The following is a 25,163-nucleotide window of genomic DNA, read 5'->3' as shown; positions in this document are numbered from 1 at the left end:
ATAAATGAAGGAAAAGTGACATGATTTATGGGAAAGCCATTATACCAAATCTGTTTTGGCGAATCAGGTAATGCTCCCCCCTTTAAAAACGGCCTCCATGAACTCAGGTTTGATTCTGACCGGGGAGAGCGTCCGGTTTTTCATGGGCTATTGCCTCGGTTAGATCAAACCTTATTGGTTACCGAAACAATATATAAGTCAGCCATGTTATTCGTATTCGCTTGATATACTTGCGTTTTAACTATTACAGACCCCCTCAAAAAGTCACAGGCGCTGAAGTGACATTGCGAAGTCCGGTTCAACCACGGCGTCACTGAAAAGCAGTGGCTTCAGAGTCCTGGGGGGGTATCTGAGCGTATCCAACATGCAAATTAGAGTGAGGAGCATATGAAACCAAAAATCGTGAAGCCAGGTTGGGAAAAGGACTACTTCTTCGGCGACTTCTGGTACATTTTTGAACCGTCAGACGGGACGTTCCATCTCTTCATTCAGTGCATGGAAAAAGGCTCCCGCTGGGTGGGAAAGTACTCAGAGGTTTCTCGAGTGGCCTATGCCGTTACGCGAGACTTCGAGAAAATCAACTACATAGCGTATGATCTAATCGAGAGTAGGGGCGACCGCTACTCTTCAATCTGGAACAGCTGCATAGTATACCGCCATAGTAAAAAAGACTTCCTCACATTCTATACAGAGAGAACAACCTGGGACGTAGATAGTGATGACGGACAAAAATGGGATTACTGGGCGTGCCAGGAAATTAAGATTGCTAAGTCAACCGGATTGTTGGACTGGCATATTGAGACTGACCTAAAATCGATCAGTCCAGAGGCGCTGGAAAACGGGAAAAAGAAAAAGTATTTTCGAATCTGTCCTCACAAAGAGAGTTGCACCGTTCATGCATGGCGAGACCCTCATGTATTCCATGCTAAGGACAAGTACTATATGTTGGTCGCCGCCAAAAAGAAGAACGCTGCGGAAAGGCAAAATGCGACTATCGCTATGTTAGAGGCGGAGGACGACAAGCTAGAAAAATGGCGTCTCGCAAAATATCACGATGGCAACTCGGAACCGATTATGCTGTCGCCCACACCAGGAAAATTTGTCGGCGGGAACAGATTCCTGGGAGGAGATGAGCTTGAGGTGCCGCAAATCTATAACGATCTGAGTTCGAACGAAATTGTCGTGCTTGCATCGACCGCGCACCCGGAGGACTACCAACTTACATATTACCGAGGGTACAATCCATGGAATAATCTTCCGCCTAGCGCAAATGTTCGCATACGAGGTGGTTATTTGATCGCTTTGCGCTACAAAGATTTCGACAGCTTATTCAATAAGAAATACTCACCGAAGCACGAAATCATTGCAGGACCAACCAGCGGGCTCTATGCATGTCGCGTGATACCTGAGCTAGAGGGCCATATCGTCGGTTTTGATGTGAAAAACGGCGTACCACGCCTTCGCGGGGGTGCACAACTTGCAAATCTCGACTACTTGACAGAACAAGACCGCTCCCTACACATAATTCCGGCCTTAGACCGCGCAGCATCTTCCGCCACTTGAGGCGACGGATGTTCCCGCCGTTCACGCGGGCTACGGGAAACACCGCCAAAAACTTATGTAGCAGGGCGTGTCGCGTTACGAAATAGGGACCGGATCTGAGTATAGTCGGCATTCAATTCAACTGGTTACTGCTTTCCGATCAATCCAGTGACGTGCCGCTCGGAAGCCGGGGAGTGCGCCGCCTGAACATGTAGATGGCCCAACCCAGCGTGTCGCGCCCCCAACGCAGGTATGTTGCCTTATCCTTCTCCACCCGCTCAACCACCGTCGCCAGGTCCGGATCATCCGGATGGGTGCGGGCGTAATCGGCCGTTGCGTACCATTGGAGGCCTTCGTACCTGTCCCAGTCGTCGGTATTGCTCACAATGGCGTGGACGAGATCCAATCCTCGCCGCTCTCCGGCTTCCGCATTGGAGAAGTGGCTCCCGAAGTCCGCTTCCGCGATCCCGGATGCCTCCAGGTAGTCCCCGGACGGCTCCCGCCGCCAGTATGGCTCCCCCACGATTACCCAGCCGCCGGGTTTCACCATGCGGATCAGGGCTTCGAGGGTGTTGGCGTGCCCCCCGAAAACCCAGCTCGCACCGATACAGGATGCCAGATCGAGGCCTTCCGGCTCATCCGGCTTGAAATCCGCACCATTCATCTGAGTGAACGTGATGCCCGCGCCCGATGCCCGAATCTCAATTCTTCTCTCTGCTTCGGCGATAAAAAAAGGAGAAATATCGATCCCTGCACCACGAGCGCCATAGGCTTCGGCCAGGCGAATCAGGAACTCGCCCTTCCCGCACGCAATGTCAACCACCTGTGCGCCGGTCGGAAGGCGCAGGAGCGCCACGAGACGCGCCAGTTTCTCCTCGCTTACAGGATTGCACACCACGTGTTCGCGGTGAGTGATGTCGTAGAATTTCCACATGTCCATGATTCAGTCCTTAACAGACGCCCAGGCATGACACGCCGCCCGTGGACAAAACCCCGTCCAGGGCGGCTGGTCATTCAAAATCTACGGTGATAGGGCACTGCCCGCTATCGCTTGAACTGGTCGACCATGCGCAGGATATCATCGAGCGGATTACCGTCGCCGTCCAGGTCGAGCATGGAAGCAAGACCCCGGCCGCTGCCGCCACCCAGAAGTCCACCCAACAGGCCGCCCAGGCCACCGGACTGCGGCGCTGCCTGTTGCCCTGGACCGCCATGACTGCCCTGTTTGGCCATGTAACCGGCTACCAGCATCGCCAGCATGGGCAACATCTTCTTCAGCAGGGACGGCTCCAGACCCGTTTGCGAGGCCGCCTTCCCGGCGACCGCACGGCTCACATCCTTGGAGCCGAATATCTGGCCCAGGACATCGTTGCCGCTACTCAGATCGGTCGCCTGCGGGGCCAGCACCTGGTCGAGCAAACCGCTTCCACCCAGCTGCCCCAGCAGGCCGCCCAACCCTTCGAGTCCGGACGGCTGGGCCTGGGCCTGCTTCTTCATACCACCAAGAATCGCCGGGAGAAGCGCCGTTGATGCATTCTTCGCGTCGGTTTCGCTAACGCCCAGCTCCCGGGCAATGGATTGCATCCCGCCCATCCGGGCTATAATGTCATTGATTTCCATATACATTCTCCCTTTGTTGTGTGGCGGCATAATGGGCCTGGGGGTCAGTCCAGCAGCTCTGCCGGTACATTGCCGCCGTTTTCGGCGATGCGCGCAAGCACGGTCTTGTGCAGCCATATGTTCATCTTCGCCGAATCCCCCATCAAATCGGCCGGGCAACCCAGCTCCGCGGCCAGTTCCTTGCGCGCTGCGAAGCTGCTGTCGATATCGAGGAGCTTCAGCAGATCGACAATCGAGGTCCGCCAGTTCAACTTCTGCGGGTTCGCTGCCGCGCGCTGTTCCAGTTGCGCGACGACATCGACGACTGCGACCGAACCGGACGTCGGCGGTGCAGCCGGCGTTGCGTCCGCGGGTGCGGCGTCAGGAGTCTGGGCGGCAGCCGCGCTGCCGATGCCGAGTTTCGTGAGGATCTTGCTGAAAAATCCCATGATTCTCTCCTTTGCTGATTTGTGGGACGGCATGCTCCTGCCGGATTGCGGGGACACATGACCTCCCGTTTTGTGCATAGTACAATATTCGCGGGATCTTTGTCGAGCACAAGCGGATTTTATAGTTTTTCCGGGTTAGATCCAATATAGCTCATCGGTTGATCTCTTTCAATTTTGGCTGCCTGGCGTTGCCTTCACCGGCGGGATTCCAGCGCAGTGGAATTGCCGCCCGTGTGGAAGGCATGGTCGTGTACAGATCTATTTATTGGCTCGATTTGAAACTTGCAACACGATTAAGGCTAACGCCGGACTCAGCAGCTTGTATGGCCAATTTTCTATGTACCTCAGGAGGCACCCGGACCATAAATTTCCCGCTGAAATGTTTGCCTGCGATTGGCTGGGGACGGCGGCCGAATATTGCCTGACCACCCAACCGCCTTTGTTGTGTTGACGCGGCGTTCGATGTATAAAGATCAGTGCCGATTCGCGCAGGATTCATGAAAAGGAGGTAAAACACCATAAAGGAAAAGGACGCTGTCGCCTGCTGAACGACAGGCAACTCTCTTTTTACCCGCATTCTATAACCCATGGGAGGCTCATCATGGCATCAAAGATTTCCAAAGAAGTGCAGGAGTTTGTAAAGGGCAAGCTGGGTTGGGTGGCCACAGTGAATCCGGACGGCATGCCCAATGTCACCCCTAAAGGCACAGTTCAGGTGTTGGATGAACACACAATCATCTTTGCCGATCTTTTTTCCGTCAAAACCAGAGACAATCTCAGGAACAATCCCAACATCGCCGTGACGGTTGTGGACCTGAACAAATTCACCGGATATCAATTCAAGGGAAAGGCGGAGTTGATCGATACCGGTCCGCTTTACGACAAAGTGAAGGAAGATCTGAAGAAGGCGCCGACACCGCTGCCCGAACCCAGATACGTGGCAAAAATCACCGTCGAGGAGATCTATGACCAGTCTCCCGGCCCGAATGCAGGGAAAAAAATCGGATAGCACAAACAACAACTCAGTTCCCGCACCCCGCCAAACGATGTTCCGTGCCCCGTCAAACAGTGGCCGGCACCAATTATTCGCCCCGATGATGGGAAATCCGTGCAAACCCGCAAAGGGCGGACACACAGGTCCGCCCCTACGGGAATCCGGAAACCATCCGCGGTATGCGAGCATGTTGCGACAAACCCAAACTTGGGTTTGATTTTTGTAAAAACACAAAATCGTGCGAAGGCCTGACGCACCCCAAGAGTCGGCCGCGGGAAGGCAACCGTTTACCGCAGTATACCTGCCAGCGGGATGGCGTCGAGCAGGACCGCAATCCTTGCCGGAGAATACCCGGAATCACGGTAGGTCGAGCCGGATTTGGCAATATAATATCTGCATAAGGACCGCTGTTATAATCATTGAACCTCAACTTTCGACTTTCATGATGGTAACCGGAAAGCGGTGCCGGGAGGATACGGCCCGGGCCCCTTCAGCGGTGAGTTTTAGTGCCGCTTAAGCGCCGCGGAGGATCAGCGGCCCGGACTGTTTGAGCGCAGCGAGTTTCCGGGCCGCCCGGAGCAAGCTTTAGCGGCACTTGAACGAAACCGCGCAGGGCGCGGGCCGTATCCTCCCGGCACCGGCCTATGAAAGTCGAAAGTTGAGCATTGAACAACGTTCATCGAGGTATTCCCTGGAATTTCCGGCATCAGAGGCATTAGCGCTATAAATTTCTTGAGAAAACGGCACACCTATGCTTCTATTATTTCGGGCGGCGGATCCTGTATCGAGTTTCCGGCCCGCCCGGAGCAAGCTTCAATTGCAAGCGCTTGCCTGCCGCCGTGCGGCCGTGGCCGGCACCCTGGAAACGAAGCCGGGTCCCAGGATGATCTACACTTTTGCCGTCGACCAGATGAGAGAGGGATGGGGGAAAGACCATGCGCCAACGCCGATTTTTTCTCAGGGGCCTCTTTCGGACTCTCTTGTGGGCGATGACGGTGATTCTGTCAGGATGGGCGGCATTGCTGCTCTTCCACCCCCCGTTGCCCAGTCTTGAAGGACGATCGTTCACAACGGCCTTTTCAGACACATCCCACACCCGGATCGGCCGGACGCTTGCGTCCCTGGCGGCCGCCCACCCCGATCGCTCCGGCGTCGTTCCGGTGGCGGACGGACGGGACGCCTTCGCCGTGCGGAAGCTGCTGGTCGACAGCGCTGAAATCTCCATCGACGTTCAGGTCTATATCTGGCACGGGGATCTGTCGGGCACGCTGCTGCTCAATTCCTTGTATCGAGCCGCCCTGCGCGGCGTCCGGGTTCGAATGCTGTTAGACGATAACGGCACGGATCTGGATACGTTCCTTTCGGCCCTTGACCGCCATCCCCTGATCGAAGTTCGGCTTTTCAATCCCTTCGTACAACGCCGTTGGCCGTGGCTCAACTATCTCACCGATTTCCGGCGGGTGAATCGGCGCATGCACAACAAGGCTCTTGTCGTGGACAATCAGGTGGCCATTGTCGGAGGCCGCAATGTCGGCGACGAATATTTCGACGCCGATCAGTCGTTTTTTTTCATCGATCTCGACGTTCTGGCGGTGGGCGATGTGGTGCCGCGGATTTCCGACAACTTCGACCGCTATTGGGCCAGCGGCTCGGCCTACCCCATCGACCGGCTGGTATCGGCACCTCCGGAAGAAGCTCTCCAACGGCTCAGCCGCAGGACGCAAGCGATCATGCAGGCCCCGGAAGCCCGCGTCTACCGGAAAGCCGTTTCAGAAAACACCCTTGTGCAGGATCTTAAAAACGGACGACTCTCCTTCGAATGGGTTCCGGTTCACCTGATCAGCGACGATCCCGCCAAGGGGCTCGGCGCGGTGGAACCGGCGGACCATATCGGAACCAACATGCTCAAAAGGATCGGCACGGCAAAACAGGAGATCGAACTCGTCTCTCCCTATTTTGTTCCTACCAGAATCGGGACCTCGGCGCTCGGGGGGGCTGCCCGGAAAGGGCTCCGTGTCCATGTGCTGACCAACTCCCTTTCGGCAACGGATGTTCCCGCCGTTCACGCGGGCTACGGAAAACACCGCCAAAAACTTCTGCAGCAGGGCGTGTCGCTTTACGAAATGAAGAAAAGCGCGGGCGTGATCCGTTCCGCCCTTGAAGACAGGGGGCCGCTTGGCAGTTCAGCCGCAAGTCTGCATGCCAAGACCTTGTCTCTGGATGGGGAGCGGATCTTTGTCGGTTCATTCAATTTCGATCCGCGTTCGGCGCTTCTCAATACCGAGATGGGCTTTGTCATCGAAAGCCCCCGACTGGCCGGCGCCATATCCGACAGGTTCACGAAAAAGATTAACCCGTTCGCTTATCAAGTGCGGTTGGACCGCGACGGTAATCTGCAATGGGAGGAGGAAAGGGGGGGCGATAAGATCCTTCACACAACGGAGCCGGAGACCTCCTGGCGGCTGCGGGCGCTGGTTACGGTTCTTTCGTGGCTGCCCATCGAGCCGTTACTGTAGTATCGCGGTCACTATGGCCGTTGGTGGCTTCAATGGGTTCGGGTTGGGATTGCCCCATAAAAGAAGAGCCAGGGGTTTTCCGAATGAATGCCTTCATACGGTCATTCCCCTGGTCGATATCTTCATGGTCCTTCATGCGAAGGGCCATGAAAAAAGAAGATGGTGCAGTTGCCGCTCAATACGTCATGCGTTAGTTTGCGGTGTTGAAAAATTCTTCGCTCTTCTTGACGTTTTCATCGATGGCGGATTTGAACTCTTCCCGACCCGCTTTGCAGGTTCCAACCCAACCCTTGATGGCATTTCTGCCCTCTTCGGGAAGCCAGGTCGCCATATCGATCAGCGTATTGGTCGTTTTTTCCATCTGTTCCTGGAGCGTGACCATTGCGTTGAAGGTGTTATTGAAGGCGGCGTTGTTGAAATCGATCATCTGTTTAAACATGTTCATCTGTTCCATTTTTTTCTCTCCTGTGTTTTGTTGCGTTTTTCCTCGAATCATCTGCTTTCCGGCATCTGCCGAGGAATGTACTGCAAAATCAACGCATTTATTCCGGCCGCGATATCTAAAAAGTTTCAGTTCCTCTGAAATCTGTGCGAACGGCACTGAATACGCGATTCGGAAATAACTATGTCACCTTTATTGCTGCAATGCAACATATATTTTCATCGCGTAGATACGGTTTTTTGCTGAAAATTTTATCTATTTGAATTATATGTGTTATTAATTATATATTTTATCCTGAAAAATATCGGAGCCGATAAGCTCCGACAAAATAATAACTGCGATGCAACATATTGGTCTCTGAACAACCCGTTTTCGATTTTGGGGATGAACAGGGTTTCATCCCGTTGCAGGGTGATCAACCGATAACCGCAGCTTCAGGCAGACAATCCGAAACAGGCGCGTTATCATGGCCCCGATCCTGGTATCCATCTTATGGAGAAATCCATCTTCGGCGCATCGAACAAGCTCAGGTCTTTGAGATAGAATCAACCTCGCGGCCATTTCCGCAGCAATAACCGTCAAATGCGGACACTGCTGGAAGTGGGCTTGACGATCATGGCGGACACTTCGAGAGAGAACGCTACAGCAGGTTGCGCCATTAACGGCTTTAAACGCATCGTGACGTTGCCGGGCACTTTTGCGCATGCGTTGGCGGGGATGGTCTGGATGTAACCGTGACCGCCTGGCAGCGGATCGGTTCGAGCGATCCGCCGTCTCAGAAGATCAGCGTTTCGCCATCTTCAGGCACGAGCAGGCGGTGGACCATGCCGGTTTTGGCCGAGTAGTTCCGGAGTTGAGCGCGGGTAAGCGCCGCATGATTTACAGCGTCCATGTGACTCGCGATCAGCGTTGCCCTCGGGGCGGCTTTGAAAACCTTGTAGACATCCTCCTTGTTCATGATGACCGGCCCGAGTCCGGGAATTTGTGCGTCGCCACTGTTGAGAATGACCACATCTGGAGAGTGGTTTCGCAGGGTGTCTTCGACATATCGGTTCCAGACAGTGTCTCCGGCAAGGTAAAGGGTCTTCTCATCTCCGGATTTGAATATAACGCCGCAGACCTGGCCTAAGAGTTGGCCGACAACCGCCATTGCTTCATCGGAGCCGTGTTGGCCGGGAGTCTTGATCAGCGAGACGCCACGGAACGTCGAATCTTCCGAGAGGATGCGCACATCAGTGAATCCTGCGTCCTTGATCAGGCGTGCGTCATTCTCGTGCTGCGCGAAGACGGGCATGTCCTTGCGAATTGCCGCCATCGCCGCCTCGTCCCAGTGATCTCGATGCGTATGGGTGACGATGACGGCATTTACATCGACGACCTCGGATATGGGCAAGGACAGATCGACTTTCGGCCATTTGAGATGAGCATTGTATGTTCCGGGAATGCCCGGGTAGCTGTCTTTGTCCGCCAATACGGGATCGACCAGAAAACGGGTACCCCCAAAGTCGATCAGTAGGGTTGCACTACGAATCTGAGTAATTTTCATTGATCTGTCTCCCTCCGGCTATTTTGGGACGTTACCGCCCTTTGCCAGGCGAATCAGGAACTCGCCCTTCCCGCACGCAATGTCAACCACCTGTGCGCCGGTCGGGAGGCGCAGGAGCGCCACGAGACGCGCCAGTTTCTCCTCGCTCGCAGGGTTGCACACCACGTGTTCGCGGTGAGTGATGTCGTAGAATTTCCACATGTCCATGATTCAGTCCTTAAAAAGCCTCCCATTCCTTTTGGGATTCAGATCGAAGACTCAAAACCGACCTCTTGACGAAGCTCGTGGATGATATAGACACATCCCTCTTGCTTTCTCACGCGTTCAAGATCCCGCCTCAAAGCAGATTCATGAACTCTTCGACTGTTAACCCAGCTTGCCTGATTATTGCCCGTAGTGTACCTGTTGCCAATTCTTTGTGATTGGGTATTGTGAGCCGTCGATTTGGCGGAGCAGATTGCCTAAGTATCATGTGGCTTCCTGTTTGATGATCGATTCCATATCCGATTTTTGACAATGCAGACACCGCTGCTTTTCCGGATATTTTGGGTAGCTTGCTCACACCGCTACCTCGATTACCTCTTCGTATATTGACGGGGGTATCGGATCTCCATGCTTTTTCAAACTTTCCAAATATCCGATAATGGCATCTTTTATATTTGTAAGCGATTCTTCTCGCGTGGTGCCTTGGGAAATACAACCCGGCAAGGCAGGAACTTCAGCCACAAACATCCCATCTTCATCTTGTTCAATAATAATTCTAAACTTCATTTTTATCACCCTTTTAAATTTTCAATAGCTCCGAATAAAATATTCCGATCACCTGCCACATTGATTTTATTGTTTTTCCGGGTTAGATCCAATATAGCTCATCGGTTGATCACTTTCAATTTTGGCTGCCTGACATTGCCTTCACCGGCGGGATGCCAGCGCAGTGGAATTGCCGCCCGGGTGCACTGCGGAGATCTGTCCTCTACGCCTTCCCGGCGATAACGGCAAATTCGTCCGAATTTCGATCATACGGGGTTCCCGCGACGTCCGCATAAATCCCGTCAATGGAAAATCCCGCCTCGAGGAACTCGCTCTCCAGGTCCTCCAGGGCAAAATACTGCAGCCAGTTGTATACCGTTCTGGTGCGGGCCGGCTCAACAATCGTGTACTTTTCAAGCATGACCTTCTCTCTGTGATATTTGAAGATATTCAGAAAGCCGTAATACTTGTGCGGCGACCAGAATCCATCGAGCAGGTTCTGTTCGTATATGGCCGCTTCTTCTCTTTGTTGGAACGCCGACAGAGAATAGACGTCGAGAAGGACCGAGCCGCCCGGCTTTAAAAGCGTGTGGAATTTGTCGAGAATCACTCTCCGCTGTGCTGGGCCGAGGGCACAGAAATCGCACATGATCATCAACACCAGGTCGAATCGTTTTTCTGTTTCAAAGTCAAGGTAATTCTGGTTCACGTAGTTGATGTTCAACTGTTCGCGGGCGGCGACTTCCCTTGCATACCGGATGGACCTCCCCGAGAAATCAATGCCCGTCACATCCGCCCCGCGCTTCGCCAAACGCGTTGTGTACAATCCCGGACCGCAGCCAAAATCCACAATCGTGCGGTTCCTGTCGATATCGAATCGGGATGTGATCCATTTCACCGATCGATTGATGAACGCCGCCTTCCGTGATGAAACGTCGATTGTCTCATCGAGGTGCAACGAAAGCATCCGCGCCGAGGTATGCTCGTCAGTCCACAGATCGCTTGCCGTGTAGAATTCGAACGGTTCGGGACGTTCGTTGATTCTCTCCAGCGCTTCAAACATCGTCTCTTTCATCGTTCGTACGGCGCTGCGCCGGCCGTACAGGTTACGCAGCGCAGCGGAATTGCCGCCCGTGATGTGGAAGGCATGGTCGTGTACAGATCTATATTATTATTGTCTAAATATTATTGGCTCAATTTGAAACTTGCAATACGATTAAGGCTAACGCCGGACTCAGCAGCTTGTATGGCCAATTTTCTATGTACCTCAGGAGGCACCCGGACCATGAATTTCCCGCTGAAATGTTTGCCTGCGATTGGCTCCGGGACTGGCTCACCGGTTTGTCCCATGTCCGACAACACATCCGCTACAAGATTTCGTATGCCTTTCAGGGCCTTTTCCGGGGTATCGTCCAGCCAACTTATTAAACCGGCAACTATTTACAGAAACAGACCATGATTTTCTTGATCAAATATTTTAGGTTGTCAGCAATATTCTTAACAACTTCTTGTTCGGATCTTTAATTGCCGGATTAATAAGCTGGGAAATTCAGCACACAGTCCCACATACTCATTATCATCTTCAGACCCGGTAACCCGGTACGTATATTTATCATTTTTTGCGGCCACGGTTTACCGCCAATAGTACCACGAACATAACCGGCATCCTCCACCAGAGCAGCGACGATGATGGTTTCCAGATGCTTCCCGCTGGTGTCGGTTGGCTTCATTCACGCCCCCATCAATTACCCATCAATTAAGCTTTCGCCCAGGGGGGAACGGGACATACTTCATAAACTTTTTAGGTGCGCTTTCATCAAAAGGCTTTATGGCCCCATCTTCAATCGCTTCGCGGATGTACCTGGAAACAGATGCTTTATTCTTTTCCTCCATGCCAAAACGTTCCCTAAGAGAGGCGTTGGTCAAATAATCCCGCACCACCCACTTCAGGCAGGCATGAAGATAGCAGGCTCTTACCCGGTCCGCCTTATCCGATGTCCATAAGCGTTCTTGAGTCGCTCACAATAGCAACAAGGCAATCCAAGCGATAAAGAAAATCAACGGGACCCCAATCGGGGCAACATATCCGAAATCTGATTCAATTGCGGTTAATTCTCTTTGATCGTTCCACTTGCGTATCCAACGCCACTCCTTTATTATTTTATTTTGCGCGACTATCGCAAGCCCAATAGCCACTGCAGACACTATCACAAGACAAATGCCCAACCATGGCCCGTATGTTATGATCAGGTCCAGTTGATCCTGGCAGGCTACATTCCGAGATGCCCCTATCACAACGCTATAAGTAGCAGACAAAATGGTCTGAGACATGATCAGCCAAGATATCCGATGATTTAACAGGTTATCTTCATGCGTATACTTCTCTCGAAATTCGGCGTATCGATCTTGATTGCACATGCGTCCATTCCTCGCTTACTCATTGATGATCCTGTCAATTCGACCTGATATTATAGAGAGTGGGTTCGGGCAATTTTGCACGCCCTCAATATCATTCACACTGAATCCCGCTCCCGATTTCAAAACAAAAAAAGCCCCGCCATCAATACCGATGAGGGAGCTTTTCCGGAAAACAGGGACGGCATTCCCAATGCCCTGTCCTTTTCCCAGGGCCTTGAGCATTCGTTCCCGTGTCGGCTTCACCGGTCGTTTTTCATCCTTCGAAAATTCCTGCTCGTTATGGTTGGCTGTCGTTGGCCGGCGCTTCGATAACAATGATCTGCTTTTTGGCCGCCTCCGGCCGGATCCACGCGCGATCTTAAAATACTTTTTCCGATCAAGTCAATGCGTACAAGTGCCTATTGCCGCATAGGTATAAATACCTATCGGACAGATCCGACATAATAAGGTGATGAAGACAGAGAGCTGTCGGAATGCTGAAGGTCGGATAATTGGAAGGTAATAGCGGCTAACGCTGGTCGGTACCCCGGGTGGATGCAAACGCGCGATCAATGCAGTCCGTAATGAGCCGGCGACCCGGCATATCGCACAATTGCGAGCCGCCGATCACGCGGAAATTCGAGTCAACGGCTGTCGGGCGATATTGAGGAATCGCCTTTTCAGAACCGCCTCCCCGGGAGCCGTGGTGTTGGTCTATTTGGACCGGACTGCAAACCGATGTCCTGCCTGGTGAAGTGTCTCAATCCCCTCGAATCGGGGCAATGGTTCAGACTATGGCGGAAGCATGTTCGATTACAGCATCGAGCAGGTCTCAATCCCCTCGAATCGGGGCAATGGTTCAGACTGGAAGAGCTGCCAGTGTCCCTGCATGGCAGAATCCAGTCTCAATCCCCTCGAATCGGGGCAATGGTTCAGACGCCTCTCGGATATCCGCGCATATCTGGTTGGAGCAAGTCTCAATCCCCTCGAATCGGGGCAATGGTTCAGACTAAAGTAGCTGTGTCGTTCAGGGCCGCAAGCAGTCTCAAACACAAACTGAATGATGGTGACAATGGCTAAAAAACAAGTCTCAATCCCCTCGAATCGGGGCAATGGTTCAGACCATCTTATTTCTTTGAATTTGGGAGCATTAGACTTTTGTCTCAATCCCCTCGAATCGGGGCAATGGTTCAGACTTTCATGGAGGCCGAGCGTATTCTCGGCTTGATCCTGTCTCAATCCCCTCGAATCGGGGCAATGGTTCAGACCTATGAAATTTGCCCGTGCTGTGAAGGCACGGGACGAAAGTCTCAATCCCCTCGAATCGGGGCAATGGTTCAGACAGAATTTTCCGAAAACGGAAGGAAACTGTTAATGAAAGTCTCAATCCCCTCGAATCGGGGCAATGGTTCAGACCATAGGTTCCAGAAAGTCGAGGCTATCCTAATACTCTGTCTCAATCCCCTCGAATCGGGGCAATGGTTCAGACAGAGGTTATTTCGGTTGACGTTTCCAGCCTTCCACGTCTCAATCCCCTCGAATCGGGGCAATGGTTCAGACGTAAAAGATTTTTGTCTTCGATATGGGCTTAAGCAAAGGTCTCAATCCCCTCGAATCGGGGCAATGGTTCAGACCCACGTTTGATCAGACCCGGTAATGAGGCCAATACCGTCTCAATCCCCTCGAATCGGGGCAATGGTTCAGACAAAATTTAACAACCGCCCTTGTTTCTGCCGCAGTCATTTGTCTCAATCCCCTCGAATCGGGGCAATGGTTCAGACTCTGGGTGTTTTTTTAGCAAATTTTTCCTGGGGTTGCAACAGGGTTTCCGCACATCCCCCCAAAAAACGTGTTTGGGAAGATTTTCCCCACCTCCAAAACGGCACAAATTTCATGTAAGCCTCTTTGAATATTAACCATATTGTTCTCCGCACATCTCCGCACCGGCCAACACGACAAAAATCGTCTTAACCCACTGCATCTGTTTGATATTTTAGCAGCGACATCCTCCGGCCGGCAAAAATCGAAAATCATGTGCGGGGAAGGCGTCTCAAAACCCTTGCCCTGCGCTGTCGGCGTTCACCCTATCAAAACCGCCTCCCCGGGAGCCGTGATGTTGGTCTTTTTGGGCCGGGCTACAAGCCGATGTCCCGACGGCGCAAACAGGTTGCCGGGGACGAACGGGTCGTGCGCATCACCTGTGTCGGGCCATGACGTTCGACATGTTTTTTAAGCCAGAACGTCGTCTTTTTCGACACCACATCGATCTACTTCGAAGGGTGCGGCGGCGAAGCTCTCGGACAAAGGGGTTTCAGCAAGGGCCATCGGCCGGACCTGAAGCAGATGGTTGTGGGCGCGGTCATCGATGACAAGGGGCAGCCGATCTGCTGTGAGATGCGGCCCGGCAACACCACCGACGTCAAGACGCTGCTGCCGATTGTTTCCATCGCAGTGAACCCCGAGAGCACTTTTTCAACTATATGGCCGGCCAATTCAGCGAGCTGGAACGAAAGTCCTTTGAACCCATTGCCCTTTCCGTCGAAGGGGTCAAGGTCAGGTCGCTGCAGCGCTTTGTCAGCGATGCGCCATGGGATGACGACAAAATGATGATCCAGGGATATGCCCTTGTCGACAAACGACTTTTTCTTCCGAAGCGGTGGTGCGACTGAAGACGCTGGTATGGCTCAGCGGGCTGCGGTGGGCGATCGAGCAATGTTTCGAGGAAACCAGAACAGAGCTGGGCATGGACCACTATGAGGTGCGAAAATTTATGGGCCGGCATCACCACATGTTAACCTGCATGTTGGCGCATTTCTTCCTCTGGCACATGAAAATAAGGTTGGGAAAAAAAGCACCGTCCATTACGCTGTCGCAGATTGGAATCCTGCTCAACCTGTTGCTGCCAATGAAAAAGCACAGTTTTGAAACAATGATCGAACAAATCTTCTGGATTCAGACAAAAAACCATCGCGCCTATCTGTCACACCGGCGAAGGCGCATGCAAGAGACTGGCTGCTCGAGACAAGTGGCGTTGTAGGGATAACTTCCTGCCGACATTGCACTCTGTGTGCAATCTCTTGAGTCGCTCACAACCACAACAGGGCAATCCAAGCAAAAAAAAATAGACGGGACCCCAAGCGGGGCGCTATTTGTCAAGACAGATGCCGCATTTTTTGAAAAAGATTTGTCTAAATGAAGGCGGTCCCGACTGAATTCGAGGTAGCCTCCAGTCTTGGGAATGTCAAGGGTCGAGATGAACGCTCCGCTGCGCTTCGCGCCCTTGACATTCCCAAGCCCTCCGGCTGACGGCGTTGACAAGAGATGATTGAAAATCATCTCTGCTGTTTCAGTTGCTCTTTGAAACCGACTGATCATCAAGCGGCCTTATCCAGTGCCGTTGTCTTTTCTTTGGGACAGTTCAACCACACTTCCCGAACCGGTTCCCAGTTTCGGCTTTTACCGCTCCACCGATCCGGACGCCGTTGTTTCGCCAGTCGGTAGACCCTGTCGCGATTGACCAGGATTTTCAGGTCTTCTCCCTTGTGGCGTTGCCTCGGCGTAACATATCCAATGGCGCTGTGGCGGTGTTCGCCATTATACCATGCGACGAACAGACTGACCCACTGCCGTGCGGCATCGATGCTCTTAAACCCCTTCACCGGATATTCCGGACGGTATTTGAACGTTCGAAAAAGCGCCTCCGAATAGGGATTGTCATTACTGACCCGTGGACGACTGTAGGAGGGCGTCACGCCCAGCGCTTCCAGTTTGGCCTTCATGGTAAAGCCCTTTTGGGGACCACCGTTGTCCGCATGCAGCACTGGCGGGTCCAGCAGGCATCCTTCGGACAGCACGGCCTTATGCAACAAGACCGATGCATAGTCCGCACTCTCGGCGGGATGGATTTCCCAGGCAACCACCTTGCGGCTGTAGATGTCCAGAATCATGTACAGATAGAAATACATGCCCCGGATCGGTGACGGTAGCCAGGTAATGTCCCAACTCCACACCTGGTTGGGGCGTATGGCGCGATATCCCCTGGGCGGGTCAATATCCCGCGGCTTTGCGCTCCGGCCCCGGTGGTGTTGCTCATCAGCATCGTGCAGGATCCGGTAAAAGCTCGATTCCGAGGCAACGTACCGGCCCTTGTCGGCGAGTCGGGGAACGATTTGCCCAGGCGGCAGGTCGGCATATTCAGGCGCATGGCAGATATCCAAAACCCGTTGTCTCTCCTGGAGAGTCAGTTTGTTCGCCGGCTCCGGACGTTCGGCAATAGGGCGCCCGTCCGGCTTGACTTCGCCGCCCCGGGTCCAGCGCTGGTAGGTTCGGACATTGATCCCGAGCACTTCACAGGCCGGTGCCAGGCGCGCACCTTCCTGACGCGCATTATCGATCAGCGCAACGGTTTTGCGGCGATCAGAGGTGCTGATCATTCGTCCTCGGGGTCCCCCCAGATCGCCTGTGCTTTTTTTTGCAGCACCAACAGGGCCGCGGCTTCGGCAAGTGCTTTCTCCTTGCGCCGGAGTTCTCTTTCAAGATCCTTGATGCGCTTTCGATCGGTTTTCCGATCCGATTTCAGCTTGATGTTGGTCTGCCGATCCCAGTCATTGGCGGCTTCACAGGCCTGGCGCCATTGCTCCAGTTGCTGCGGATAAATGCCCTTCCGCCGGCAGTATTCAGCGGTCTCATGTTCATTCAGGGACGCACTTTCAAGGACGGCGGCAAACTTGTCCCGAGCGTTCCAGCTTTCAGGTCCGGCATCGCCGTCAGGCATCAGGATCCCTTTCGATCGAGCCTACTGGCGCCAGTTATACAGTGTTGCTTCACTGATGCCCTCTTCAAGAGCGATTTGTTTTACGGACCGATTATGTGGCGGCAGCATCTTTTTGAGGACGGCCTCTTTTCGTTCTGGTGAATATCGCATGCATGAACCTCCTGCGCCCCTTATTATAACGGGTTTCAGTTCATGCGACAACTATCCTGACACAGGGGGGGGGCAACAGATCCGGAAAAAGGTGCGTAAATTGCCAATAATTCGACCTGATATTATAGAGAGTGGGTTCGGGCAATTTTGCACGCCCTCAATATCATTCACACTGAATCCCGCTCCCGATTTCAAAACAAAAAAAGCCCCGCCATCAATACCGATGAGGGAGCTTTTCCGGAAAACAGGGACGGCATTCCCAATGCCCTGTCCTTTTCCCAGGGCCTTGAGCATTCGTTCCCGTGTCGGCTTCACCGGTCGTTTTTCATCCTTCGAAAATTCCTGCTCGTTATGGTTGGCTGTCGTTGGCCGGCGCTTCGATAACAATGATCTGTTTTTTAACCGCCTCCCGGATCCACGCGCGATCTTAAAACACTTTTTCCGATCAAGTCAATGCGCACAAGTGCCTATTCCGCATAGCAGCAGAGCACTCGTCCGCATACGACACGTGATCAACCGCCAATGATTTCATTCAAACCATCGATGATGAGAGCCAATTCTTAATCGGTATTCACCAGTCCCATAGTCAGCGGATAACCAGCCCTTTGCGACCGGCTGGTGATGTATATCACCTCTCAGTATTCCGGCCATTCTGCCAACTCCGATGAGAAGCCTTCCTCCGCCAGGGATTGTTCGAATTCCGGATCCAACTTAGCACACTCATGGGCGAGACGACTTTTCTCGATGCGCATCAATTTTTCAGCGACAGCCTCCTGGATAGCTTTGCTGCGGCTTGGAAAAACTTTCGATTTAACTATCATATCCAAACGGTTAAGTGTGTTATCGTCAATTGTAATTGCAATTTTTGATGCTGCCATTTCAATCACTCTCCGGTATGGCCACATATCATACCATGGTGTTTCGAAAGCCTGATTCACCTCAGGTTAACGTTGCCTTCACCGGCGGGAAGGCAGCTTGATCTGCCTTGGCCTTGCCTTTGTGATTCTGGATAGTTATCCTTGGATCTCCTTTCCAGGGCGTTTTATAAAGCAAACAGCGCCTGTTTAGCCATCGTTGGTCCGGCCATTAAGGGGCGGTTCGCGAACCGCCCCTACGGGTAAACGGAATGGATTATTGCCATGAAATACAACCCGGAAATCCACAATCGCCGTTCCATCCGTCTGAAGGGATACGATTATTCCCAGGCAGGCGCGTATTTTATGACCATTTGCACCCAGAACCGGGAATGCCTGTTATTTACATGGAATTATCGTAATCACCGACGATTGTAGGGGCGGTTCGCGAACCGCCCCCACGGTTGAACGCAAACCCATTTGTCGATTAATCGGCGCATTCAAAACGGTGTCAACCAAACGCATCAACGAATCGCGCCACACACCCGGCACAAAATTGTGGCAGCAATTATTGGGAACACATCGTCCGTGATAAATCGGAATTGAATCATATTCGCGATTACATCCGGAATAATCCTGCCCAATGGGAAATGGATAAATTACATCCCGATCAACCCGAATTTTGTGATGATCGCAGGGACGGTTCGCGAACCGCCCCTACGGGTAAACGCAAACCCATTGGTCGATTAATCGACGCATTCAAAACGGTGTCAACCAAACGCATCAACGAATCGCGTCACACACCCGACACAAAATTGTGGCAGCAATTATTGGGAACACATCGTCCGTGATAAATCGAAATTGAATCATATTCGGGATTACATCCGGAATAATCCTGCCCAATGGGAAATGGATAAATTACATCCCGATCAACCCGAATTTTGTGATGATCGCAGGGGCGGTTCGCGAACCGCCCCTGCGGGTAAACGGAATGGATTATTGCCATGAAATACAACCCGGAAATCCACAATCGCCGTTCCATCCGCCTCAAGGGATACAATTATTCCCAAGCAGGCGCGTATTTTATGACCATTTGCACCCAGAACCGGGAATGCCTGTTTGGGGATATCGTGAATGGCGAAATGCGGTTGAACGAGGCTGGAAAATTTATTATAGATTCATGGAAATGGTTGGCAGAACAATATGACCATGTTGCGTTGGATGCATTTGTAGTCATGCCGAATCATTTACATGGAATTATCGTAATCACCGACGATTGTAGGGGCGGTTCGCGAACCGCCCCTACGGGTAAACGCAAACCCATTGGTCGATTAATCGGCGCATTCAAAACGGTGTCAACCAAACGTATCAACGAATTGCGCCACACACCCGGCACAAAATTGTGGCAGCGCAATTATTGGGAACACATCATCCGTGATGAATCGGAATTGAATCATATTCGCGATTACATCCGGAATAATCCTGCCCAATGGGAAATGGATAAATTACATTCCGATCAACCCGAATTTGGCATTAATTGTAGGGGCGGTTCGCGAACCGCCCCTATGCAGGTTCGGGAACCAGCCACCGAATATGCAACGGAGACATGGATGGTATGAAGACCCGGCATATCTCCCAATCCGCACTGGAATCCTACCTCTGGGGCGTGGCCACCTTGCTGCGCGGCTACTTCGATGCCGGGGATTACAAGCAGCTCATCTTCCCGCTGCTGTTCTACAAACACCTTTGCGGTGTCTATGACGAGGCGCTGGAGGAATCCGGCGGCGATCAAGAATACGCCGCGCTCCCCGAACAGCATCGTTTCCAGATCCCGGAAGACGCACACTGGAAGGCCACCCACACCAAGGTCAAGAATGTGGCGAAGGCCATCCAGCACGCCATGCGTGCCATTGAGACGGCGAACCCCGACACGCTGTACGGAATCTTCGGTGATGCCCAGTGGACCAACAAGGACCACCTGCTGGACCGCATGCTGCGTAAACTGATCGAGCATTTCAGCTCGCAAACACTTTCGCTTCTAACTGCCCGCCCGGAAGATGAGCTGGGCGTGGGCTATGAGTTTCTGATCAAGAAGTTTCTGAAGACGAAATCTTCCAGGCGGTTGGCGATCCGGGAGGTGTGAGCCGATGCAGATAAATCCATGTGGTAGTGGCAAGACCTTTTTGAGTTCTCGTAATATTCTGATATAAGAATATTCAAAAGGCTAAATGTTTCACAAAACCGTAAACCATTCTGGATCCTTTCTTGATAGAGGTTAAAGAATTGCCTACCGAAAACAAGGACCTGAAAGCAGCTATAGAAAGCGACTATCCAATATTTTCTTGTCTCCAGATTCTCAAAAATTCCTCCGTTCAGTCGCAAACTCAATATTCAGACCTCCTTAAAGCCGTGCGGTCTTACATGGATAATGGTGAAGTAACGTTTTCCTGGCGCGGCATAGAGAAACGTCACAATGATTCAGCTGCACCACCTTTTTCACAACCCTTCCGCACGTCGGAAAGGCTCTTAAAGCGATTGTCGCCGGAGACGCTATCCTTACTTGGTCTGAATCTACCCGATGACGTCCCCCAGAAACCAACACAAAAGCCGATGGACGTGGGCGTCTTTCGTAAGTTCCTGTATTATCTTATTGAATGTTTACAGCAGGAGGCTGGCGCAGTAGCGTCGCATTTTGACGAATCGGAGGGAGAGCAGTTTATCTACCTTCCCCGGTATGGAGACTGGATGCCCTGTTCCGGCAAGCCGTTCATTGGTTTTGTTCCGCCTCAAGCAAGCCACGCCGGGTTTCTAAACCGTTTGGCATCCATGGCCCCTAACACGCCCTTGCTGCTTGGCTATCCCATAGAGACATGGTTGCTCCCGCAAGCCCACGAAGACTTTCCTCCGAGCGCGATAGTCAAACCCGTATTTCAGTTCAAGATGTCTTATGATGCCCGCCAAAGATGCTTTTTCAATCTTGATCCGATACTTGAAGTTAACCTGTCCTGGCTCAACAAGAGGCTGCGGAAAAAAGACCAGCAAATGGCCTTTCTGAGGAGCTGTGGATTCATAGATGTCAATGAAGATACGGCAAACCTTTTGGGTGGCTCGCAATCCCTTTGGCATGTGACATCAAACCTATCAGCTCTGCTCCCTGATCATATCTGCGAGCCGTTGCTGTCCCATTCCGTAATCAACAGTTCGCTAAAAGGTCTTAAGAGCGGGATATACAACCGTGCAGTGCTGATGATCGGAAAGCGCGGCCGGTACGTTCAAACCCTGCTCTCGGAGCTCACGCATATTGCAGAAAGGCCCGAGGAAGAACTAAGAAGCACAGCTCTGGGTGCCCTGTTCTTGAATAAGGGAGACCAGATCGCTCCAGAACCAGGGTCTGACCATTCTTCGATCCTGCTGGATACATTGCCCCTGAACCGTGAACAGCGCGAGGCGGCGGCATCCTTGCAGGAGGCGAATATTTCCGTTATCACTGGGCCGCCGGGTACAGGAAAAAGCCAAGTGGCGGCGGCCGCCATGGCAAACATGCGCTTGCGTGGGAAAAGCGTGCTGTTTGCCAGCAGAAACCACAAGGCCATTGATGCCGTTATGGGCCGCCTGCAGGTAGAGGACGGCAATCCTTATGTAATCCGGGCCAATGCCAAAAACGATCCAAATCTCAAAGTTACGTTTCGAACCATGATCCGTTTGCTGCTGGAGGGAAGCCATGACAATGAAGCCGAACGACAGTGTCACGCTCTGCTAAAACAAGCGGACGAGTTACTTCGACTTCGTGGAGAGCGTATTAGTCTCGCCCGGGAGATAGCAGAGCTGGAATGGAGCATGAGCAGACATGAGGAAGCTGTGTCATTCCATTCCCTCCACTTGCCTGACGAGCTTTGTCAAGCATTAACTGAACGACGCGGGAAGTTTCCCAGCGGCTGGACAGAAAAGACAGAATGGATTTCAAATACGTTTTTGCACGGCTCCTGTATGGAAAAGATCGGCGCATATGTACGGCTTTTCCTGCTGCGACTGAAAAAAAGTTTGTTTCTGAGGCTGCCGGGCATGCCCACATTATCGTGCACCTCCAGCGATGGGGGATTGCCGGCACTCGCGGATCTGCTTGCTGTTCTGAAGCATGCGGAGCTCTATTCCACGGCCCTGCGAGAGGCCCAGAAAATCGCAGAGAAACTCCGCCCCCTTCCGGCCGTGGATGTCCTTTCCAGCGAGATTGCTGACTTATCCGAAAGGATTCAGGAGATCACTCAGCGCGCACTGCCTTTGGATCTATCCGCGCGCGGCAATGGCCTGCCACCGGGTGAAGAGCGTGAGCGGCTGGCGAACCTAAGTGCAGCTCTGCGTTCCTTGTCTTCTGGGTTGATGGACCGCAACGTAGCAGAGACTCATCTGGATCAAGCGCAGCGCGACATCAAACTGCTCCTATCCCACTTCCCTTGCTGGGCGGTCACCAACCTGTCTGTCGGCTCTCGCCTCCCTTTGGTTGCGGGTATGTTCGACCTATCCATTTTGGACGAGGCCAGTCAGTGCGACATGGCTTCCGCCATTCCCGTCCTGTATCGCGCCCGCAGGGCCGGAGTCATCGGAGACCCCTATCAGTTAAGACATATCGCAAATTTCGGTACGGGTCAGGATGCGTTGATCAGGCAACGCGTTGGGCTTTCAGAATACGCCCTGGGTCGCTTTTCTTACGCCAACACTTCACTATATGATCTATTCGCTGAAGCTAATGGTGCAGCACCCGTGTTTCTCAGTGAAACTTATCGGAGTCATGCAGACATAGCCAATTATTCCAATGAATTATTTTACGACAACAGGCTCAGGATAGCGGTGGATCCGTTACACTTAAGCGTACCCCCTGACATGCGACCCGGCCTCCACTGGACCCCTGTGGATGCCGAAATTCTCAGTGCCGGCCCGAATGGCTGCCACTGTCCAAAGGAGTGCGACATGATAGTAAGGCAAATCGTCGAACTCCTGGCAAGCGGATTCCGGGGAACCATCGGCGTAGTCACACCTTTTCGGCAACAAGCGAATCGCATCAACGATGCCCTATATGCGCAGGACATTTCCCAGGAAACCATGCGGGAAACACGCCTGCATGTTGACACATCACACGGCTTTCAGGGCGATGAACGGGATGTCATGCTTTTCAGTCTTTGTGCCGGACCGAACATGCCGAAAGGCTCCCTCCATTTTTTGAAGGATCAGGGGAATCTTTTCAATGTCGCAGCCAGTCGGGCTCGTGCTGTCTTGCACGTAATAGGCAACCGAAGCTGGGCCCGCTCATGTGGCATTAAACATATCGAGCGCCTATCGGTGGAGCATACCCGCAATGATGCAAAAGAGGCCCAAGGGCCTTGGGCGCCGCACGACTCTCCATGGGAGAAAGTTCTTTACAACGCATTGGTGGGGCGGGGAATGACGCCTGCGGTGCAGTATCCCGTTGCCGGGCGTCGGCTTGACCTCGCCTTGGTGCGCACCGACGAGAAACCACTTAAACTTGATATTGAAGTGGATGGGGACCGATACCACCGCAACCCCGACGGGACCCGCAAACAGGATGATATTTGGCGCGACTATCAGCTCAAGAGCTTGGGTTGGCGAGTAAAACGATTCTGGGTATACCAGTTGAGGGAAAACCTCCAGGGATGTGTGGCTTCTATCTCTGAAATATGGAAAGGCACCGATGACACCCCGTAATGATGAACTCAATTTGGAGCAGGTAAAAGACCAGAAAAAGGGGCAGAGCAAAATGAATCCCCGAGCTTTATTTCCCTCCTTCTGGCTCATGGCTTCTGCCGTGGCGGTAACGCTTTTGTTGAATTTGTTTTGTGGAATCAAGATCATGAATCTGGAGTCCGAACGCAACCAACTCCGATTGGAAAAAGTCACTATAGATGAGCGGGCCAAGAGTCTGGAAGCGGATATCGCCTCCCACTCAAAACTTTTAGAGGAACTGCCGGAGCTGAAGTCACGCCAAACAGATCTAAATGCTAACATATCGGGTTTAGAGGGAAAAATTCATGATCTCACGAGCCGTGAGGCTGCATTGCTGCAAACTGTCACCACCCTTCAGAACGACCTTGAAGTGGCTGTGGCGGATCGAAAACAAGCCGAGGCAGCCACCAAGTCTGCCAGGGAAGAGGCAGGACGATTGAAATCAGAGATATCCGGGCTGAAATCCCAAGAGTCTACCCTGGCCATTAATGTCGCTAAGCTAAGACAGGATGTAACACGGCTGGGATCTCAGGTGGCGGAATTAACGGCGCGCACACAGTCGCTTAACACAGAAATTGCCAACATGGCGAAGACCAAAGAAGCACGTCTTTCAGACCTTGAAGCTTTGACCAAAGACAACAGCCGGCTCGTAGAGCTTGGATCTCATCTTGAAAACCTTGCAGCTGGTATGGAGGATTCCAGGAAAAAAAGCGAAGAAGCGGCGGGCGCGCTGAAGCTTACAGCCGATACAGCCCAACAGGCCGTGACGGAATTGGCGACCAACTCCCAATCTACCGGAAATGCCATTGAGGATCTGCACGGTTCTATCGAGAGGTTTGCCCGTCTTGTGGGAGAATTCAGCAAGGATCGAAATGATACGAGCACGGCTGTTGCGGATCTGGCTCGAGCGGGTACCGAGGCGAAAGCCCAGGCACAGCGCCTGACCACCCAGCTTGACAGCCCCATCAAGTCTCTTAACAGCAACACCGCAGTGTTGGGCAGGCACATTCAGGACTTCGGCGACAGGATGAACGACATTTCAAGGTTGGAGACTCAGGTTGTGGCTGCAGAGCAGGCATTGCAGGAGTTTACGGCAATGATGAACCGGCTCTCCCCAAACGTTTCAGATGTTGAGGGTACAAACCAGGAATTGAAAAACGCTGTTGCGGAACTCAAAACAACCTTGGCCGAGATCACGAGTGCATTGACAGACATCGGCAAACTGCGTGAAGAGGCGTCCTCAACTCTCCTTTTCAATGGGAACAAACTGAAAACTGAGCTGGAAAACATGGTCCGCGATGCCGGAATCCTGCAAAAAGAAATTCGCGTCCAACTTGAAGTCGCCCGTGAACAGTTGATTCAGTCACAATCTTCTGCCGCCAAGACCGAAAACACGCCCTGAAAACATAAGGAG

The 25,163-nt window shown here is 52.6% G+C and carries 22 protein-coding genes, 2 pseudogenes and 1 CRISPR repeat array; of the genes and pseudogenes, 10 read left to right on the top strand and 14 right to left on the bottom strand.

The features are described 5' to 3' along the window. Positions 1-387 precede the first annotated feature (387 nt). The gene (locus dmul_RS02140; protein WP_020878145.1) at positions 388-1,563 is read left to right on the top strand and encodes a glycoside hydrolase family protein; all 1,176 of its coding nucleotides are present in this window, start codon (positions 388-390) and stop codon (positions 1,561-1,563) included. A 139-nt stretch (positions 1,564-1,702) separates the two neighbouring features. On the opposite strand, the gene dmul_RS02135 is transcribed toward dmul_RS02140, so the two are convergent. The 4 genes from dmul_RS02135 to dmul_RS21055 form a co-directional block, all read right to left on the bottom strand. Continuing rightward, complete coding sequence (locus dmul_RS02135) at positions 1,703-2,482, bottom strand: SAM-dependent methyltransferase (RefSeq protein ID WP_020878146.1); 780 nt, start codon at positions 2,480-2,482, stop codon at positions 1,703-1,705. Positions 2,483-2,586: 104 nt separating this feature from the next. After that, positions 2,587-3,162, bottom strand: a complete 576-nt coding sequence (locus dmul_RS02130; RefSeq protein WP_020878147.1) for a DUF937 domain-containing protein — start codon at positions 3,160-3,162, stop codon at positions 2,587-2,589. Positions 3,163-3,206: 44 nt separating this feature from the next. Continuing rightward, positions 3,207-3,590, bottom strand: a complete 384-nt coding sequence (locus dmul_RS02125; RefSeq protein WP_020878148.1) for a DUF3597 domain-containing protein — start codon at positions 3,588-3,590, stop codon at positions 3,207-3,209. A gap of 262 nt (positions 3,591-3,852) precedes the next feature. After that, positions 3,853-4,089 (bottom strand): type II toxin-antitoxin system HicB family antitoxin, encoded by a 237-nt coding sequence (locus dmul_RS21055; protein WP_257785911.1) that lies wholly within the window; start codon positions 4,087-4,089, stop codon positions 3,853-3,855. A gap of 102 nt (positions 4,090-4,191) precedes the next feature. On the opposite strand from dmul_RS21055, the gene dmul_RS02115 reads away from it, so the two are divergent. After that, complete coding sequence (locus dmul_RS02115) at positions 4,192-4,599, top strand: pyridoxamine 5'-phosphate oxidase family protein (RefSeq protein WP_020878149.1); 408 nt, start codon at positions 4,192-4,194, stop codon at positions 4,597-4,599. A gap of 920 nt (positions 4,600-5,519) precedes the next feature. Then, positions 5,520-7,100: a phospholipase D family protein gene (locus dmul_RS02110; RefSeq protein WP_020878763.1), complete on the top strand. Its 1,581-nt coding sequence runs from the start codon at positions 5,520-5,522 to the stop codon at positions 7,098-7,100. Positions 7,101-7,290: 190 nt separating this feature from the next. On the opposite strand, the gene dmul_RS02105 is transcribed toward dmul_RS02110, so the two are convergent. From dmul_RS02105 to dmul_RS20000, 8 genes are all read right to left on the bottom strand, one after another. Continuing rightward, positions 7,291-7,554: a hypothetical protein gene (locus dmul_RS02105; protein WP_020878762.1), complete on the bottom strand. Its 264-nt coding sequence runs from the start codon at positions 7,552-7,554 to the stop codon at positions 7,291-7,293. A gap of 763 nt (positions 7,555-8,317) precedes the next feature. Then, entirely contained in the window at positions 8,318-9,088 is a 771-nt protein-coding gene (locus dmul_RS02100) for an MBL fold metallo-hydrolase (RefSeq protein WP_020878761.1), read from the bottom strand. A gap of 18 nt (positions 9,089-9,106) precedes the next feature. Beyond that, a complete protein-coding gene (locus tag dmul_RS02095; protein ID WP_020878760.1) occupies positions 9,107-9,295 on the bottom strand; it encodes a hypothetical protein in 189 nt (62 codons plus the stop codon). A gap of 130 nt (positions 9,296-9,425) precedes the next feature. Next, positions 9,426-9,614, bottom strand: a complete 189-nt coding sequence (locus tag dmul_RS21200; RefSeq protein ID WP_353740093.1) for a type II toxin-antitoxin system HicA family toxin — start codon at positions 9,612-9,614, stop codon at positions 9,426-9,428. A gap of 32 nt (positions 9,615-9,646) precedes the next feature. Then, on the bottom strand, positions 9,647-9,859 hold the full coding sequence (locus tag dmul_RS02090; RefSeq protein ID WP_040416853.1) for a type II toxin-antitoxin system HicB family antitoxin: 213 nt from the start codon (positions 9,857-9,859) through the stop codon (positions 9,647-9,649). 202 nt (positions 9,860-10,061) lie between these two features. After that, complete coding sequence (locus dmul_RS02085; protein ID WP_040416850.1) at positions 10,062-10,901, bottom strand: class I SAM-dependent methyltransferase; 840 nt, start codon at positions 10,899-10,901, stop codon at positions 10,062-10,064. 122 nt (positions 10,902-11,023) lie between these two features. After that, on the bottom strand, positions 11,024-11,188 hold the full coding sequence (locus tag dmul_RS21050) for a type II toxin-antitoxin system HicB family antitoxin (protein ID WP_257785905.1): 165 nt from the start codon (positions 11,186-11,188) through the stop codon (positions 11,024-11,026). A gap of 182 nt (positions 11,189-11,370) precedes the next feature. Next, positions 11,371-11,568, bottom strand: a complete 198-nt coding sequence (locus dmul_RS20000; protein WP_040416847.1) for a hypothetical protein — start codon at positions 11,566-11,568, stop codon at positions 11,371-11,373. Positions 11,569-12,992: 1,424 nt separating this feature from the next. After that, positions 12,993-14,016: a CRISPR direct-repeat array (repeat unit 36 nt; unit sequence GTCTCAATCCCCTCGAATCGGGGCAATGGTTCAGAC). A gap of 451 nt (positions 14,017-14,467) precedes the next feature. On the opposite strand from dmul_RS20000, the pseudogene dmul_RS21315 reads away from it, so the two are divergent. The 3 genes and pseudogenes from dmul_RS21315 to dmul_RS02060 all read left to right on the top strand — a co-directional run. Beyond that, positions 14,468-14,680: pseudogene (locus tag dmul_RS21315) on the top strand (IS1634 family transposase); the annotation flags it as partial. A 35-nt stretch (positions 14,681-14,715) separates the two neighbouring features. Then, positions 14,716-14,904 carry a transposase gene (locus tag dmul_RS02065; RefSeq protein WP_020878851.1) on the top strand — a complete coding sequence of 63 codons (189 nt, stop codon included), beginning with the start codon at positions 14,716-14,718 and terminating at the stop codon, positions 14,902-14,904. After that, positions 14,895-15,272 (top strand): hypothetical protein, encoded by a 378-nt coding sequence (locus tag dmul_RS02060; protein ID WP_070962217.1) that lies wholly within the window; start codon positions 14,895-14,897, stop codon positions 15,270-15,272. Before dmul_RS02065 ends, dmul_RS02060 begins: the two co-directional genes overlap by 10 nt. A 337-nt stretch (positions 15,273-15,609) precedes the next feature. On the opposite strand, the pseudogene dmul_RS02055 reads toward dmul_RS02060, so the two are convergent. After that, a pseudogene (locus dmul_RS02055) lies at positions 15,610-17,159 on the bottom strand (IS3 family transposase). A gap of 635 nt (positions 17,160-17,794) precedes the next feature. Next, positions 17,795-18,037, bottom strand: a complete 243-nt coding sequence (locus dmul_RS02040; RefSeq protein WP_020875523.1) for a CopG family ribbon-helix-helix protein — start codon at positions 18,035-18,037, stop codon at positions 17,795-17,797. Between the two features lie 980 nt (positions 18,038-19,017). Here dmul_RS02040 and dmul_RS02035 point away from each other — a divergent pair. The 4 genes from dmul_RS02035 to dmul_RS02020 all read left to right on the top strand — a co-directional run bounded on the left by dmul_RS02035 (position 19,018) and on the right by dmul_RS02020 (position 25,151). Next, on the top strand, positions 19,018-19,632 hold the full coding sequence (locus dmul_RS02035) for a transposase (RefSeq protein WP_070962213.1): 615 nt from the start codon (positions 19,018-19,020) through the stop codon (positions 19,630-19,632). Continuing rightward, complete coding sequence (locus dmul_RS02030; protein ID WP_020875525.1) at positions 19,629-20,156, top strand: type I restriction-modification system subunit M N-terminal domain-containing protein; 528 nt, start codon at positions 19,629-19,631, stop codon at positions 20,154-20,156. Before dmul_RS02035 ends, dmul_RS02030 begins: the two co-directional genes overlap by 4 nt. A gap of 122 nt (positions 20,157-20,278) precedes the next feature. Then, positions 20,279-23,731, top strand: coding sequence for an AAA domain-containing protein (locus dmul_RS02025; RefSeq protein WP_040414286.1), 3,453 nt, complete (start codon positions 20,279-20,281; stop codon positions 23,729-23,731). Further along, positions 23,718-25,151: a coiled-coil domain-containing protein gene (locus tag dmul_RS02020; RefSeq protein ID WP_020875528.1), complete on the top strand. Its 1,434-nt coding sequence runs from the start codon at positions 23,718-23,720 to the stop codon at positions 25,149-25,151. Before dmul_RS02025 ends, dmul_RS02020 begins: the two co-directional genes overlap by 14 nt. Positions 25,152-25,163: the final 12 nt, after the last annotated feature.

It is taken from the genome of Desulfococcus multivorans (assembly GCF_001854245.1).
GTDB classification, from domain to species: Bacteria; Desulfobacterota; Desulfobacteria; order Desulfobacterales; family Desulfococcaceae; genus Desulfococcus; species Desulfococcus multivorans.
This window is presented reverse-complemented; position numbering and strand designations above follow the sequence as displayed.